11 protein-coding genes and 1 tRNA gene are annotated in these 16059 nt (G+C 70.1%); 6 read left to right on the top strand and 6 right to left on the bottom strand.

Going from position 1 to position 16059, the window contains the following annotated elements:
- The first annotated feature begins 275 nt into the window (after window positions 1–275).
- The 4 genes from gltB to ITJ64_RS13820 all read left to right on the top strand — a co-directional run bounded on the left by gltB (window position 276) and on the right by ITJ64_RS13820 (window position 8924).
- The gene (gene gltB / locus ITJ64_RS13835; protein WP_194681341.1) at window positions 276–4874 is read left to right on the top strand and encodes a glutamate synthase large subunit; all 4599 of its coding nucleotides are present in this window, start codon (window positions 276–278) and stop codon (window positions 4872–4874) included.
- The gene (locus ITJ64_RS13830) at window positions 4867–6324 is read left to right on the top strand and encodes a glutamate synthase subunit beta (protein ID WP_194681340.1); all 1458 of its coding nucleotides are present in this window, start codon (window positions 4867–4869) and stop codon (window positions 6322–6324) included. Before gltB ends, ITJ64_RS13830 begins: the two co-directional genes overlap by 8 nt.
- A gap of 97 nt (window positions 6325–6421) precedes the next feature.
- Window positions 6422–7867, top strand: a complete 1446-nt coding sequence (gene pyk, locus ITJ64_RS13825) for a pyruvate kinase (protein ID WP_194681339.1) — start codon at window positions 6422–6424, stop codon at window positions 7865–7867.
- 247 nt (window positions 7868–8114) lie between these two features.
- The gene (locus tag ITJ64_RS13820; protein ID WP_194681338.1) at window positions 8115–8924 is read left to right on the top strand and encodes a hypothetical protein; all 810 of its coding nucleotides are present in this window, start codon (window positions 8115–8117) and stop codon (window positions 8922–8924) included.
- On the opposite strand, the gene ITJ64_RS13815 is transcribed toward ITJ64_RS13820, so the two are convergent.
- From ITJ64_RS13815 to ITJ64_RS13795, 5 genes are all read right to left on the bottom strand, one after another.
- Window positions 8921–9160, bottom strand: coding sequence for a hypothetical protein (locus tag ITJ64_RS13815; RefSeq protein ID WP_194681337.1), 240 nt, complete (start codon window positions 9158–9160; stop codon window positions 8921–8923). The two genes, ITJ64_RS13820 and ITJ64_RS13815, sit on opposite strands and share 4 nt — an antisense overlap.
- 26 nt (window positions 9161–9186) lie before the next feature.
- Window positions 9187–10401, bottom strand: a complete 1215-nt coding sequence (locus tag ITJ64_RS13810; protein WP_194681336.1) for a cupin domain-containing protein — start codon at window positions 10399–10401, stop codon at window positions 9187–9189.
- Between the two features lie 125 nt (window positions 10402–10526).
- Complete coding sequence (locus ITJ64_RS13805; protein WP_194681335.1) at window positions 10527–10892, bottom strand: hypothetical protein; 366 nt, start codon at window positions 10890–10892, stop codon at window positions 10527–10529.
- 15 nt (window positions 10893–10907) lie between these two features.
- A complete protein-coding gene (locus ITJ64_RS13800; protein WP_194681334.1) occupies window positions 10908–11582 on the bottom strand; it encodes a DUF1275 family protein in 675 nt (224 codons plus the stop codon).
- 119 nt (window positions 11583–11701) lie between these two features.
- A tRNA-Leu gene (locus tag ITJ64_RS13795) sits at window positions 11702–11784 on the bottom strand.
- A 39-nt stretch (window positions 11785–11823) separates the two neighbouring features.
- Between ITJ64_RS13795 and ITJ64_RS13790 the strand changes: the two genes are divergently transcribed.
- Entirely contained in the window at window positions 11824–12429 is a 606-nt protein-coding gene (locus tag ITJ64_RS13790; RefSeq protein ID WP_092552903.1) for an ANTAR domain-containing response regulator, read from the top strand.
- 53 nt (window positions 12430–12482) lie between these two features.
- On the opposite strand, the gene ITJ64_RS13785 is transcribed toward ITJ64_RS13790, so the two are convergent.
- Window positions 12483–12899, bottom strand: a complete 417-nt coding sequence (locus ITJ64_RS13785) for a PaaI family thioesterase (protein WP_194682155.1) — start codon at window positions 12897–12899, stop codon at window positions 12483–12485.
- A gap of 123 nt (window positions 12900–13022) precedes the next feature.
- Here ITJ64_RS13785 and polA point away from each other — a divergent pair, with 123 nt between their 5' ends.
- A complete protein-coding gene (gene polA / locus ITJ64_RS13780) occupies window positions 13023–15725 on the top strand; it encodes a DNA polymerase I (protein ID WP_194681333.1) in 2703 nt (900 codons plus the stop codon).
- Window positions 15726–16059 lie beyond the last annotated feature (334 nt).

The following is a 16059-nucleotide window of genomic DNA, read 5'->3' as shown; positions in this document are numbered from 1 at the left end:
CCGATGACCGGTCTTCGCCCCAGCCTGGGTTAGAATCGAGCCGACACGTGATCGGGACACGGGCTGGAGGGCGAGGAAGCCCCCGGGCTCTCCGAGAACGAGGCAGTCGACCCGAGCGCCACAAGTGAAATCGGAGCGAAGCCGTCCCGCGCAACCACCACAGCACCAGGCGCGGGAGGCCGACACCTCGCCGCTTGAACGCGACGAGGAATCCCTGATATCCATGGGCCATAGGCGTCCCAGTTCCCTAAGAATGACGTAGAGGACGGTTCTCTATGGCCGATCAGCCCGCATCCCAGTCCCGCTCCCAGGCGGTGCCGTTCAGCGCGCTCCCGATGGCCCAGGGTCTGTACGACCCCGCCGACGAGAAGGACGCGTGCGGCCTCGCCATGGTCGCCACGCTCCGGGGCACCGCCGGTCACGACATCATCGACACGGCACTCGACGCCCTGCGCAACCTCGAGCACCGCGGTGCCGTGGGCTCCGACGCCGGCACCGGCGACGGCGCGGGCATCCTGACCCAGATCCCCGACGCGTTCCTGCGCGCCGTCGCCCCGGTCGAGCTGCCCCCGGTCGGCCGCTACGCGGTCGGCAACGCCTTCCTGCCCCTGCACGCCCGCGAGCGCCAGGAGATCATGGACCGCATCCGCGAGCTCGCCGCCGAGGAAGATCTGGCGGTGCTCGGCTGGCGCGAGGTGCCGGTGCGCCCCGACGAGCTCGGCCGGCTCGCCCGCGAGGCCATGCCCTCGATCTGGCAGCTCTACCTGCAGTCGACCCGCACCACCGAGTCGGGGGCGACCCTGTCGGGCATCGCGCTCGATCGCCAGGCCTACCGGCTGCGCAAGCGCATCGAGCTGCAGCACGAGGTCTACTTCATGTCGCTGTCCAGCCGCACCATCACCTACAAGGGCATGGTGACGACGCTCCAGCTCGAGCCGTTCTACCCCGACCTCTCCGACGAGCGCTTCGCCTCGAAGCTCGCACTCGTGCACTCGCGCTACTCCACCAACACCTTCCCGTCGTGGCCGCTCGCGCAGCCGCTGCGCATGATGGCGCACAACGGCGAGATCAACACGGTGCAGGGCAACCGCAACTGGATGCGCGCCCGGCAGTCCCAGCTCGAGTCGGAGCTCCTCGGCGACCTGTCGCCGCTCTACCCCATCGTCACGCCCGGCCTGTCCGACTCCGGCTCGTTCGACGAGGTCGTGGAGCTGCTGACCCTCGCCGGCCGCTCGCTGCCGCACGCGATCATGATGATGGTGCCCGAGGCGTGGGAGAACCAGGCCGACTTCGAAGACGCCCGCCGCGCCTTCTACGAGTACCACTCCATGCTCATGGAGCCGTGGGACGGCCCGGCCGCCCTCATCTTCACCGACGGCACGCTCGCGGGCGCCACGCTCGACCGCAACGGCCTGCGTCCCGGCCGCTACCTCATCACCGACGACGGCCTCGTCGTGCTCGCCAGCGAGATCGGCGTCTTCCCCGACGTCGACCCCTCCCGCGTGGTGCGCAAGGGGCGGCTGCGCCCCGGCAAGATGTTCCTCGTCGACACGGCCGCCGGCCGCATCATCGAGGACGACGAGATCAAGTCGGGCCTGGCGTCGGCCGAGCCCTACGGCGAGTGGCTCGACGAGGGCCGCATCAACCTGCGCGACCTGCCCGAGCGCGAGCACATCGTGCACACCCCGGCCTCGGTCACGCGCCGCCAGCGCATCTTCGGCTACACGCAGGAGGAGGTGCGCATCCTGCTCGCCCCGATGGCGAAGAACGCGGCCGAGCCCCTCGGCGCCATGGGCTCCGACACCCCCATCGCCGTGCTCAGCGACCGCCCGCGGCTGCTGTTCGACTACTTCACCCAGCAGTTCGCGCAGGTCACGAACCCGCCGCTCGACTCCATCCGCGAGGAGGTCGTGACGAGCCTCCGCCTCGGTCTCGGCCCGGAGCGCAACCTGCTCGACGCCACACCCGAGCACACCCGCCAGGTCGTGCTCGACTTCCCGGTGATCGACAACGACGAGCTGGCGAAGATCCAGCACATCGACCCCTCCTCGGGCAGCCGGCTCACGACGACCCTGCGCGGGCTGTTCCGCGTCGACGACGGCCCCAAGGCCATGCAGAACCGCATCGCGGCGATGTGCGCCGAGGCCGACGAGGCGATCGAGAACGGCGCCCAGTTCATCGTGCTGAGCGACCGCGACTCGAACAAGGACTTCGCTCCCGTGCCGTCGCTGCTCATGCTTGCGGGCGTGCACCACCACCTCATCCGCACGCAGACCCGCATGAAGGTCGGCCTGATCGTCGAGGCCGGCGACGTGCGCGAGGTGCACCACGTGGCTCTGCTGATCGGCTACGGCGCCTCCGCGGTGAACCCCTACCTCGCCATGGAGACCTGCGAGAACCTCGTGCGCTCCGGCAGCCTCACGGGCATCACCCCCGAGAAGGCCGTCAAGAACGTGATCAAGGCGCTCGGCAAGGGCGTGCTGAAGATCATGTCGAAGATGGGCATCTCCACCGTGTCCTCCTACGCGGGCGCCCAGACCTTCGAGGCCGTGGGGCTCGCGCCGGCGTTCGTCAAGGAGTACTTCACCGGCACCTCCTCCAAGCTCGGCGGCGTCGGCATCGACGTCATCGCGGCCGAGAGCGCCGCCCGGCACCGTCAGGCCTACCCGGAGGACGTGGCGATCGTCGCCCACGAGCCGCTCGCGGTCGGCGGCGAGTACCAGTGGCGCCGCGAGGGCCCGCCGCACCTGTTCAACCCCGACACGGTGTTCCGGCTGCAGCACGCCACACGCGCCCGCCGCTACGACATCTTCCGCGAGTACACCAAGCTCGTCGACGACCAGGCCGAGAACCTGATGACCCTGCGCGGCCTGTTCAAGCTCAGAACGGATGCGCGGCCCTCCATCCCGATCGACGAGGTCGAGTCGGTCGAATCGATCGTCAAGCGCTTCTCGACGGGCGCGATGAGCTACGGCTCCATCTCCCAGGAGGCGCACGAGACGCTCGCGATCGCCATGAACCGGCTCGGCGGCAAGTCGAACACCGGTGAGGGCGGCGAGGACGTCGACCGGCTGCTCGACCCCGAGCGCCGCAGCGCCATCAAGCAGGTGGCCTCCGGCCGGTTCGGCGTGACGAGCATGTACCTCACGCACGCCACCGACATCCAGATCAAGATGGCGCAGGGCGCGAAGCCCGGCGAGGGCGGCCAGCTGCCGCCGACCAAGGTCTATCCCTGGGTCGCGCGCACCCGGCACGCCACGGCCGGCGTCGGCCTCATCTCGCCGCCGCCGCACCACGACATCTACTCGATCGAAGACCTCAAGCAGCTCATCTTCGACGTCAAGCGCGCCAACCCCGAGGCCCGCGTGCACGTCAAGCTGGTCTCGCAGAACGGCATCGGCGCGGTCGCGGCCGGAGTCACGAAGGCCCTGGCCGACGTCGTGCTCGTCTCGGGCCACGACGGCGGAACGGGCGCCAGCCCGCTGAACTCGCTGAAGCACGCCGGCACCCCGTGGGAGATCGGCCTCGCCGAGACCCAGCAGACGCTGATGCTGAACGGCATGCGCGACCGCGTCGTCGTGCAGGTCGACGGCCAGATGAAGACCGGCCGCGACGTGATCGTGGGCGCCCTGCTCGGAGCCGAGGAGTTCGGCTTCGCCACCGCACCGCTGGTGGTCGAGGGCTGCATCCTGATGCGGGTCTGCCACCTCGACACCTGCCCCGTGGGCGTCGCGACGCAGAACCCCGAGCTGCGCGCGCGCTTCTCGGGCAAGCCCGAGTTCGTGGTGAACTTCTTCGAGTTCCTCGCCCAGGAAGTGCGCGAGTATCTCGCCGAGCTCGGCTTCCGCTCGCTCGAGGAGGCCGTGGGCCACCACGAGCTGCTCGACGTCAACGGAGCGATCGAGCACTGGAAGACCGACGGCCTCGACCTCAGCCCCGTGCTGGTCGGCCCGGCCTTCGCGCCCGACGAGCCCCGCAGCAACCACCGGAAGCAGGAGCACGAGCTCGAGAAGCACTTCGACAACCGGCTCATCCACGAGGCGGCCGCGGCGCTCGAGCACGGCGAGCCCGTGGCGATCACGCTGCCCATCCGCAACACGGAGCGCGCGGTCGGCACCATGCTCGGCCACGAGGTCACCAAGCGGCACGGTGAGCAGGGTCTGCCCGACGGCACGATCCAGATCACGCTGCTCGGCTCGGCCGGCCAGTCGCTCGGCGCGTTCCTGCCCTCGGGCATCACGCTGCGGCTCGAGGGCGACTCGAACGACTACGTCGGCAAGGGCCTCTCGGGCGGGCAGATCATCCTGCGCCCCGACCGGAAGTCGGTCTTCCCCGCCGAGCGCAACGTGATCGCGGGCAACGTGATCGGCTACGGTGCCACCCAGGGCAGCATGTTCCTGCGCGGCATCGTGGGGGAGCGGTTCCTCGTGCGCAACTCGGGTGCCACCGCCGTCGTCGAGGGCGTGGGCGACCACGCGCTGGAGTACATGACCGGCGGGCTCGCGGTGATCCTGGGATCGACCGGGCGCAACCTCGGCGCCGGCATGTCGGGCGGAACCGCCTACGTCTACGAGCTCAACGCCGACCGGGTGAACGCCGACTCGCTGGCCTCCGGGGAGCTGCAGCTGCTGCCCCTCGGCGGGGCCGACGTCGAGATCGTGCGCGACCTGCTCGAGCGCCACGAAGCGGAGACCGGCTCGCCCCTCGCGGCGCGTCTGCTCGCCGACTTCGACGGCACCGTCGCGAAGTTCGTGAAGGTGCTTCCCCGTGACTACGCCGCCGTCCTCGCCACCCGGCAGACGGCGGTCGAAGAAGGTCTTGACCCCGACGGAGACGTCGTCTGGGGCCGTATTTTGGAGGTGACAGGTGGCTGATCCCAAGGGCTTCCTGAAGACGCCGGAGCGCGAGCTCCCCAAGCGCCGCCCGGTCTCGGTGCGGCTGATGGACTGGAAAGAGGTCTACGAGCAGGGCGACGCCGCGACCACGCGCCGTCAGGCCGGCCGCTGCATGGACTGCGGCATCCCGTTCTGCCACCACGGCTGCCCGCTCGGCAACCTGATCCCGGAGTGGAACGACCTCACCTGGCGCGACGAGGGCCGCGCCGCCATCGAGCGTCTGCACGCCACGAACAACTTCCCCGAGTTCACGGGCCGGCTCTGCCCGGCCCCGTGCGAGTCGGCCTGCGTGCTCGGCATCAACCAGCCGCCGGTGACGATCAAGCAGGTCGAGGTCTCGATCATCGACCAGGCCTTCGCCAACGGCTGGGTGCAGCCGCACCCGCCCGAGCGCCTGACCGGCAAGACCGTCGCCGTCGTGGGCTCCGGCCCCGCCGGCCTCGCGGCCGCCCAGCAGCTGACCCGCGCCGGTCACACCGTGGCGGTGTACGAGCGCGACGACCGCATCGGCGGCCTGCTGCGCTACGGCATCCCCGACTTCAAGATGGAGAAGAAGCACCTCGAGGCACGTCTGACCCAGATGATGGCCGAGGGCACTCGCTTCCGCGCCGGCATCGAGATCGGGAAAGACCTGTCCTGGGCCGACCTCCGCGCGCGCTACGACGCCGTGATCGTCTGCACCGGCGCCACCGTGCCGCGCGACCTCCCCGTGCCGGGCCGTGACCTCGACGGCGTGCACTACGCCATGGAGTACCTCGTCCAGCAGAACAAGGTGGGCGCGGGCGACGACATCCCCGGCCAGATCGACGCCGAGGGCAAGCACGTGGTCGTGCTCGGCGGTGGCGACACGGGAGCCGACTGCATCGGCACCGCGCACCGTCAGGGCGCCCTGTCGGTGACGAACCTCGCCATCGGCAAGCAGCCGCCGGCCGAGCGCCCCGACGACCAGCCGTGGCCGATGTCGCCGCAGCTGTTCGAGGTCGCGAGCGCCCACGAGGAGGGCGGGGAGCGCAAGTTCCTCGCGTCCACCGTGGAGTTCCTGTCGAACGACTCGGGCGAGGTGCGTGCCATCCGCGTCGCCGAGACCGAGTACGTCGACGGGCGCCGCATCCCCAAGGCGGGCACCGAGCACGAGATCCCCGCCGACCTGGTGCTGCTCGCGCTCGGCTTCACCGGAGCCGAGAACGAGCACCTCGACGGTCAGCTCGGCACGCGCTTCGACACCCGCGGCAACATCGAGCGGGCGGGCGACTACCAGAGCACCCACCCCGGCGTGTTCGTCGCCGGTGACGCGGGTCGCGGCCAGTCGCTGATCGTCTGGGCGATCGCCGAGGGGCGGGCCGCCGCCTCCGCGGTCGACCGCTACCTCGAGGGCGACACCGAGCTGCCCTTCCCCGTCAAGCCGACCGACCGCGCCATCGCGGTCTGATAGCCTCCACCGGGACTTCCTCCCGGTTCCCCACGACCTCCACCTCCACCACCACCACGTGCGCCCCCGGGCGTAGAACACGGAGCAGTTGACACAGATGAGACGCGCGAAGATCGTCGCAACACTCGGGCCGGCGACGTCGACCTACGAAACCATCAGGGCCATCATCGACGCGGGCGTCGACATGGCCCGCATGAACCTGAGCCACGGCAGCTACGACGTGCACGAGTCCGTGTACAAGAACGTGCGCCAGGCGGCCGACGACTCCGGCCGCGCGGTCGCGGTGCTGGTCGACCTGCAGGGTCCGAAGATCCGTCTCGGCAAGTTCGAGAACGGCCCCTACGACCTCGCCGAGGGTGACATCTTCAAGATCACCATCGAGGACATCATCGGCAACAAGGAGATCTCTTCCACGACGTTCAAGGGCCTGCCCCAGGACGTCAAGCCGGGCGACCCGCTCCTGATCGACGACGGCAAGGTCACGCTGCGCGTGCTCGAGACCGACGGCACCGTGGTCACCACGGTCGTCGAGGTGCCCGGCGCCGTGTCGAACAACAAGGGCATCAACCTGCCCGGTGTCGCGGTCAACGTGCCCGCCATGTCCGAGAAGGACATCGCCGACCTGCGCTGGGGCCTGAAGCTCGGCGCCGACTACATCGCGCTGTCCTTCGTGCGCGACGCCGCCGACGTGGTCGAGGTGCACCGCATCATGGACGAGGAGGGCCGCCGCGTCCCCGTCATCGCCAAGATCGAGAAGCCGCAGGCCGTCGACAACCTCGAGGAGATCATCGACGCCTTCGACGGCATCATGGTCGCCCGTGGCGACCTCGGCGTCGAGCTCCCGCTGGAGGCCGTGCCGATCGTGCAGAAGCGCGCCGTCGAGCTGTCCCGCCGCATGGCGAAGCCCGTCATCGTCGCCACCCAGGTGCTCGAATCGATGATCTCCTCCCCGCGCCCCACGCGCGCCGAGGCCTCCGACTGCGCCAACGCGGTGCTCGACGGCACCGACGCGGTCATGCTCTCGGGCGAGACCAGCGTCGGCGAGTTCCCCGTCATCACCGTGCAGACGATGGCGCGCATCATCGAGTCGACCGAAGACCACGGCCTCGAGCGCATCCCCGCGCTCGGCACGAAGCCCCGCACCCAGGGCGGTGCGGTCACCCTCGCCGCCGCCGAGGTCGGCGACTTCGTAGGCGCCAAGTTCCTCTGCGTGTTCACCGAGTCGGGCGACTCCGTGCGACGCATGACGCGACTGCGCTCGAGCATCCCGATCCTCGGCTTCACGCCGGAGCCGGGCATCCGCAACCGCATGGCGCTGAGCTGGGGCGTGCAGTCTTACCTCGTCGACCGGGTGAAGCACACCGACGAGCTGATGGGCCAGGTCGACGACGTGCTGCTCGGCCTCGGGCGCGCCCAGATCGGCGACAAGGTCATCGTCATCTCCGGCTCCCCTCCCGGAGTGGCCGGCACCACCAACGACATGCGCGTGCACGTCATCGGCTCGGCGCACAACCCGCTGGTGCCCGAGAAGTTCGACAACTAGCACCCGTCACGGCACCTGGGGCCCTACCTCAGGATTCGGCCAGGATTCGATCAGTCTTCGATCGGTTCCTGGCCGATCGCTGTTTCCGGGCGCATCCGGGGCGATAGATTTCGGATGCCCTGCAGCACCCGTGCGGGGGCTGCACCCTTGCACCCGTGGCAGCCCCCGCATCCTGCACCCCCGCTCTCCGGAACGGGGTCGGCCGGGCATCCGTCGACCGTGCGACCTCGCGACCGAAAGAACACTCATGCCTCGTCAGACCCTCCTCCTCCGCTCCGCCGGCATCGCCGCCGCCCTCGCGACCGTCGTCGCCCTCTCGGGCTGCTCGACGATCATGCCGTTCTTCGGCGTGCAGCCCACCGCCCCCGGAGCCGCCGGAGCCGCGGGCGCCGGGGTCTCGGCCGGCACCACCGCCGACTCGACCACCGCCGACCTGGGAGCGAACACCACCGACGGCGCCCTGCAGTTCGCCTCGGTCTTCACCGACATGGGCTCGGTGCACCCCACTACCGACATCGCCGACCAGCTGCAGCTGAAGCTCGACGTCTGGACCGAGCAGAAGACCCACGACTGGACGCCGATGGCCGACAAGCGGTTCTCGTTCGTGATCGGCGTCTACGACAACAAGGTGCCCGCCGAAGCGCCCTTCGACCAGAAGCGCCGCGTCTACATGTCGAACATCACGGTGACCGCGAAGACCACCAGCGTCTCCGGCGCCGTCGAGACCGCGTACAACCTCAACAACGACCCGCTGAAGATCACCCTCGACCCCGAGGCGCTGCGCTCGGAGCAGGGCCTCGGCCTGCTGATCACCTCGCCCAAGGGCGGGTTCCAGCTCGAGTCGCAGCAGATCGGGGTCGTCGCCGACGACACCCTCGGCCTGATGCTCGACTTCGCGTTCCAGGTGTCGTACGAGACCGCGCCGCTCGCGAACACCTATATGACGCAGGTCGTGCACCAGTACGTGCCGGTCGCGATCTTCTCGGAGGCCGACGCCGTCGCCGCCAAGACGACGCCGACGCCGACCGCGACGCCGACGCCGATCCCGGCGGGCTAGGCGGAAGTCGCCGCCGATCGCGTGACGGCCGGCGGCGCGGCCGTCTCGGCCAGCGCCTGGGCCAGCACGTCTCCGAGCAGCGTGCCGCCCGAGGCGCGGTCGAGGAACGCCCGCGCCCGGTCGTCCAGCACGCCCCGGCGGGTCGCGTCGATCACCAGCTCCCGCACCGCCTCGCGACGGCCGGGCGACAGGGCACCGACGATGGTGTCCGCCTCGACGAGAAGCTCGCGTCGCATGGTCCCTCCTCCTCTCGCCCGGCCGGTCAGCGCTTCGGGGTGATGCCCTGGGTGCCGCGGGGGAACGTGGCGATCACGTCCTCGGGGATGTTCAGGTGCGCGGCCACCAGGGCCGGGGGCAAGTGGCTCAGCCAGTTCGCGAGCGACACCTCCTCGTAGCGGTCGCTCTTGAACGTCTCGAGGAACACCAGCACGTCGTCGCCGGTGTTCTCGACGTAGTGGCCGTAGTTGCGGCGCACCACGCCGACGTCGCCGGCCTTGAAGTCGGTGGTGTTCGCGTGCGGACCGGTGTTGAAGACGGTCATCCGCCCCTGGCCGCGCAGGTAGTACTGCCACTCGTCGGCGTTCGGGTGCCAGTGCAGCTCGCGCATCGCCCCGGGTTCGAGGGTGACGAGCGCGGCGGCGACCGTGGTCGAGGAGGGGAAGTTCGTGCTGTCCGCGATCCGGATGCTGCCGCCGCTGTTGCTGTGCGCGGGCTCCGAGCGCGACAGCCGGTAGATCACGGGCTCGTTCGCACCCCAGGTGACACCGGCCGCCGCCTGGTCCTTCTCGAGCTCACCGGGCACGTCGCCCGGGAAGATCCAGAGGTTGTGCAGCGGGATGTCCTTGAAGACCTCCTGGGCGACGCCGAAGTTCTTGGCGAGCACCTCCGGGGGAGTGTGGGCGAACCAGTCCGTCAGCAGCAGCGTGTTGCTCTCGGACTGCTCTCCGTCGTCGAACGCCAGCACGAACTCGGCCCCGTCGGGTCCGAGCCCCTGGAGGGAGTGCGGCAGACCGGCCGGGAAGTACCAGAGGTCGCCCTCCTCGACGTCCTCGACGCTCGGGAGCCCCTCGCGGCTGAGCGTCGTGACCCGGCACCGGCCGCGGGTCATGATGGCCCACTCCGCCGTCTGGTGCCAGTGCAGCTCGCGGATGCCGCCGGCCTCGAGGTGCATGTTCACCCCGGAGATCTCCTCGGAGATCGCGAAGTCCTGCTGGGTGATCTCCCGGGCCCAGCCGCCGCTCTGCACCCGTCGGGGCGAGATGTTGAAGCTGCTCCAGAAGAACGCCTGCGTGCTGATGTCGGTGCCCGGGGCATCCATCTGGTTGGGGAACTGGCTCTCGATCGCGGTGTTCTGCGGGCCGGTCATGGCCACGCTGCCCGGGTCGCCGACGGTGTTGGACTCGCCCTCCTGCGGCAGGTCGGGGTTTCCCAGGGTGGGGGTCTCGTGGTGCGGCGCCGGGGCCTTGTCGTCTGCCATCTCTGGTGTCCCTCTCTGCGGTGGGTGTGGGTCCCGCCCATGGCACCACCGTTGTGGGGCAGGAGTGGAGGGACGGCTGACTCAACCTGTTCCGGCAGTTGTCGAAAGCGTCGGGTCGGATCGCCTCAGGCGCAGTCCTCGATCCACGAGGCGATCGCGCCGTCGCAGACCTCGAGCACGGCGAACGGGGTGCCGCGATCGGTGTGGTGCGGGCCGCTGTGCAGGAGGACGAAGGGCTCGAGCACGACGACTCCCTCGAGGGTCACGAGCCGGCGCCGGAACAGCGACCGGCGGCGGAGTTCCCGCGCCACCGTCGAGCGGCCGTCGAAGGCCGCTCCCGAGCTGCAGCGCAGCCGCGCATCCGCTGTGAACAGGGCCTCGAACCGTGCGGTGTCCGCGGAGTGCACCAGTTGCAGGGCGTCGCGGGCGAGGAGCTCGAGCTCCAGCGCGGTGATGGTGCGGCTGATCGACCGGTCCGGCAGCGCGTGCATGGTCACTCCTCTGCGTCAGGTGCGGGTGCGCGTCGCCGAGAGGGCGACGATCGCGGCAGCCGACGCGACCACGAACGCCACGAGCGGGCCGGCGCCGGCGGCCACGTGCATGACGGCGGTGGCGGCGACGGCGCCGAGGGGGAGCGCGGCGATCGAGAGCAGCCGGAGGAGCTGACCGGCGTCGCGGCGCTCGGCGAGGTCCTGCATCGTGGTGGTGAGCGAGCCGGTGACGTAGGTGGTCGTGATGCCGTCGGTGTCGCTCAGGCGCTTGGCGGCCACGGTCTGCAGGGCCAGCGCCCCGGCCGAGAGTGCGATGACCACGCACTGCACCGCGAGCGGCGGGGACGCCCCGGCCGCCAGCCAGACCACCACCACCACGCCCTGCGCCGCCGAGGACGGTGCGAGCAGGCGCAGCACGAGCCGCCGGTGGTCGGGCGCGGCCGCCGGCTGCCGGCTGTGCCGGAACCCGAGGTACAGCACGATCGCGAACGCGGCGACGGCCACGACCGCGCAGAGCGCCGTCTGCGCGTAGCCCGGACGCGTGAACATCGCCACCAGCACCAGGTTGCCCGTCATGTTGGCCGTGAAGGTGCCGCTGAGCGCCAGGAACGCGAAGGCGTCGGCGGCTCCGGCCGCGAACGACAGCATCACGAGCGCCGCGTGCAGGCGAGCGGTCGGTCTCGTGGTCATCGCGTTCCCTTCGTCACCGGTTGAGTGAACGGTAGGGAGGCGCGGGGGTGGGCGGTACGGACGTCTGTCGACTCCCGATGCGACAGAACGCGCATCCGGAACCCGGCCCTCGAGCGCCGTACCGGTGGTGGGACTCGAACCCACACGCCCTTTCGGACAGCGCATTTTGAGTGCGCAGCGTCTGCCATTCCGCCACACCGGCCTGCTACGAGCGAGCTCAAGAATACCGTAGGGTTGAAACGTGACTGACCAAGAACCGACGACAGCAGTGCCCCGCCGTGTAGTGGTGGCCGAAGACGAGTCCCTGATCCGCCTCGACATCGTCGAGATCCTGCGCGACAACGGGTTCGATGTCGTGGGCGAGGCCGGAGACGGCGAGACCGCGGTGGCCCTGGCCACCGAGCTGCGTCCCGACCTGGTGATCATGGATGTCAAGATGCCCCAGCTCGACGGCATCTCCGCGGCCGAGCGCCTGTCGAAAGACCACATCGCGCCCGTCGTGCTGCTCACCGCCTTCAGCCAGAAGGAGCTCGTCGAGCGCGCCACCGAGGCCGGCGCGCTCGCCTACGTCGTGAAGCCCTTCACCCCGAACGACCTGCTGCCCGCGATCGAGATCGCCCTCTCGCGCTACGCCCAGATCATCACCCTCGAGTCCGAGGTGGCCGACCTCGTCGAGCGCTTCGAGACCCGCAAGCTCGTCGACCGGGCCAAGGGCCTGCTGAACGAGAAGATGGGGCTCACCGAGCCCGAGGCGTTCCGGTGGATCCAGAAGGCGTCGATGGACCGCCGGCTGACGATGCACGACGTGGCGCAGGCGATCATCGAGCAGCTGTCGCCGAAGAAGTAGCCGGGGCTTTTCCGGCTCGTAGCTCGGTTGCCGCGGCTGCTGCGCCGTTCGGGCTACTTCGGCTCGAAGACCTGCTGGGGCCGTCGGTCCTTGATGATGTTCGTGATGCGGACCGTCGAGAGCCGGCGGCCCTTCTCGTCGTCGATCTCGATCTGATGCGTCGCGAGGCTCTTGCCGAGGTGGATGGCCGTGCAGGTGCCGATCACCCAGCCGCTCGTCGCCGAGCCGGAGTGGCTGGCGTTGATCTCGATGCCCATCGCGACCTTGGTGGGGCCCGCGTGCAGGTTCGCGGCGGTCGATCCGAGGCTCTCGGCCAAGACGACGTACGCCCCGCCGTGCACGAGACCGAGGGGTTGCGTGTTGCCCTCGACGGGCATCCGCGCCACCGAGCGCTCGGCGCTCAGCTCGAGGAACTCGATGCCCATCTTCTCGGCCAGGGTGCCGATACCGCGGTAGCCGAAGACCGACATGACGTCGATCGGGAGAGCCTCGGCACTCGTCGCGGGCGCGCCGTCGGGGCGGGATTCTGGCTGCGTCATCGGTGTGGAATCCTGTCTCGAATGACTGTCGGAGGCCCTGTGTAGGCTGGCCGTGTGCCGGACAAAGAACAGCCTACCCTCCTCGTCATCGACGGTCATTCGCTCGCGTTCCGGGCGTTCTACGCCCTTCCGGTCGACAGTTTCCAGACCCGCGACGGGCAGCACACGAACGCCATCCACGGCTTCCTCGCGATGCTCATCAACCTCCTCAAGGCCGAGAAGCCCACGCACCTCGCGGTGGCCTTCGACATCTCCCGGCACTCCTTCCGCACCCGCGAGTACCCCGACTACAAGGGCACGCGCGGCGAGACGCCGTCGGAGTTCATCGGGCAGGTGCCGCTGCTGCAGGAGTGCCTGCACGCGCTCGGCATCACCACCATCGAGAAAGAGGACTTCGAGGCCGACGACATCCTCGCGACCCTCGCGCGCCAGGGCGTCGAGGAGGGCTTCAAGGTCTACGTCGTCTCCGGTGACCGGGATGCGATCCAGCTCGTCAACGACAAGGTGACGCTGCTCTACCCCTCCCGCCAGGGCGTGTCCGACCTCACCCGCTACGACGAGGCGAAGGTGCAGGAGCGCTACGGCATCCGCCCCGAGCAGTACCCCGACATCGCGGCCCTCGTCGGCGAGACGAGCGACAACCTGCCGGGTGTGCCCAAGGTGGGCGAGAAGACCGCGGTGAAGTGGCTGAACCAGTTCGGCACCCTCGACGCCATCCTCGAGCACCGCGACGAGATCCCGGGCGTCGTCGGCAACAACCTGCGCGAGCACGTCGACAACGTCGTGCGCAACCGCAAGCTGAACCGGCTGCTCACCGACGTCGAGCTGCCGGTGGGTCCCGCCGACCTGCTGCGCGCGCCCGCCGACGAGCAGCAGGTGCGCGACGTGTTCGCGCGCCTGGAGTTCCGCACGCTGCTCGACCGGGTGCTGAAGCTCGAGGGCATCACGGGCGACTCGGAGGTCGGCCAGGCGGCCGCCGCCGAGGCCGCGGCGAAGGCCGAGAACGCCCCCGTGCCCGTCACGCTGCTCGACGAGGAGCTCGCCGGCTGGCTGGCCCGCCACACCGCCACGGCCGCCGAGGCCGCGGCCGACATCACCAAGGCGATCTCGGTGCAGGTCGAGACCATCGACGGCTACCCGGTGGCCGTCGGCCTCGCCACGCTGCACGAGACGATCTTCCTGCCGTGGACGCAGGGCAGCCGCGACTACGCGCCCTTCGAGGCCTGGCTCGCGAGCGACGCCCCGAAGACCTTCTTCGACGCCAAACGGCAGATCAAGGCGCTCCGCACCGCGGGGCTCGCCGTCTCCGGGCTCGCGTTCGACCCGGTGATCGCGGCCTGGCTGCTGAAGCCCGACTCGAGCGCCGACCGCTCGCTCGAGAAGCTCGTCGATCGGCACCTCCTCGAGATCCTGCCGAAGTCCGACCCGAACCAGCTGGTGCCCGAGGACGACACGGTCGTCGGCCCGGCCGGCGAGGCCTGGTACGCGCTGCGGGTCGCCCGCGCCCTCACCGCCCAGCTCGACGAGCGCACCCTGCGCGTGCTCACCGAGATCGAGCTGCCGACGCTGATGGTGCTCGCCGAGATGGAGCTCACGGGCGTCACGGTGAGCCACCCCGAGCTCGTCTCGCTCTCCGACGAGCTGGGGGCCTCCGCCTCCGCCATCGCCACGGAGGCCTTCGGAATCATCGGGCGCGAGGTGAACCTCGGCTCGCCGAAGCAGATCCAGGAGGTGCTCTTCGACCAGCTCGACATGCCGAAGACGCGTGCCACCAAGACGGGCTACTCGACGGATGCGGGGGCACTCGCCGATCTCCAGGCCTCCAACCCGCATCCGTTCCTGGGGCTCCTGCTCGCGCACCGCGACGCCACGAAGCTCCGCCAGATCATCGAGGGCGTCGACAAGGCCATCGCGCCCGACGGCCGGGTGCACACCACCTACGTGCAGACCGGGTCGTCGACCGGGCGCATCTCCTCGACCGACCCGAACCTGCAGAACATCCCCGTGCGCACCGAGGAGGGCCGGCGCATCCGCCATGCCTTCCGCGTCGGGGAGGGTTACGAGTGCCTGCTCACCGCCGACTACTCGCAGATCGAGATGCGCATCATGGCGCACCTGTCCGGCGACCAGGGCCTGATCGACGCGTTCCACTCGGGCGAAGACCTGCACCGCTTCGTCGGCTCGCGCATCTTCTCGGTCGACCCGGCCGACGTCACGCCGAACATGCGCACGAAGGTGAAGGCCATGTCGTACGGCCTCGCCTACGGCCTGTCGGCCTTCGGCCTGTCGAAGCAGCTGCGCATCGAGACCGCCGAGGCGAAGCAGCTGATGGGCGACTACTTCGAGCGCTTCGGCGGGGTGCGCGACTACCTCCGCAACGTCGTCGTGCAGGCGAAGGTCGACGGCTACACCGAGACGATCTTCGGCCGCCGCCGCCCCTTCGCGAACCTGAACAGCGCCAACCGCGTGCTCCGCGACAACGACGAGCGCGCCGCCCTGAACGCGCCCATCCAGGGCACCGCCGCCGACATCATCAAGATCGCGATGATCGACATCGCGGCCGACCTCACCGCCCAGGGCCTCGCCTCGAAGCTGCTCCTCCAGGTGCACGACGAACTCGTCTTCGACGTGGCGCCCGGCGAGTGGGATGCGCTCTCGGCGCTCGTGACGGCCCGCATGTCCTCGGCGGCCGCCCTCTCGGTCCCCCTCGAGGTGCAGATCGGCCGCGGCGAGAACTGGAACGAGGCGGCCCACTAGCCCGCCCCGCCGCGCGGCGCCCTGCGGCGCGGCGCCCCCGCGCCCCGCGTCGGCGCGTCGGCGTGGCCACGCGCTTCACGGCACCCCGCCCCGTCGCCACCCCGTGCCGTCGCGCCTCAGCCGTGCCGACCGCCGCGCGCCGTCTGCGCCGACCGCGCCCTGTCCGGCGCGGACTTCCGCAATCCTCGCTCGATGCGGCCCGCCTGCGGTCGGGGATGCGGACAGTCTTGACGAAGTCCGCCGCGGCCGCCGTCGCATGCCCCATCCCTCCACGCGCCTCACCCTCCGCGCGCCTCCGCGCCGCGAGCCTTCGTTCGCGGGCGACCGCGCCGCA

The sequence above is a fragment of the Herbiconiux sp. VKM Ac-1786 genome (assembly GCF_015350805.1).
Lineage (GTDB): Bacteria > Actinomycetota > Actinomycetes > Actinomycetales > Microbacteriaceae > Herbiconiux.
The sequence above is the reverse complement of the archived record's forward strand: the minus strand, read 5'-3'. Positions and strand labels throughout refer to the sequence as shown.

Coding starts and splice junctions, on each gene's coding strand:
- ITJ64_RS13810 (WP_194681336.1), bottom strand. CDS start 10,401: ATGGCAGACGACAAGGCCCCGGCGCCGCACCACGAGACCCCCACCCTG.
- ITJ64_RS13820 (WP_194681338.1), top strand. CDS start 8,115: ATGCCTCGTCAGACCCTCCTCCTCCGCTCCGCCGGCATCGCCGCCGCC.
- gltB (WP_194681341.1), top strand. CDS start 276: ATGGCCGATCAGCCCGCATCCCAGTCCCGCTCCCAGGCGGTGCCGTTC.
- ITJ64_RS13815 (WP_194681337.1), bottom strand. CDS start 9,160: ATGCGACGCGAGCTTCTCGTCGAGGCGGACACCATCGTCGGTGCCCTG.
- pyk (WP_194681339.1), top strand. CDS start 6,422: ATGAGACGCGCGAAGATCGTCGCAACACTCGGGCCGGCGACGTCGACC.
- ITJ64_RS13805 (WP_194681335.1), bottom strand. CDS start 10,892: ATGCACGCGCTGCCGGACCGGTCGATCAGCCGCACCATCACCGCGCTG.
- ITJ64_RS13800 (WP_194681334.1), bottom strand. CDS start 11,582: ATGACCACGAGACCGACCGCTCGCCTGCACGCGGCGCTCGTGATGCTG.
- ITJ64_RS13785 (WP_194682155.1), bottom strand. CDS start 12,899: ATGTCGGTCTTCGGCTACCGCGGTATCGGCACCCTGGCCGAGAAGATG.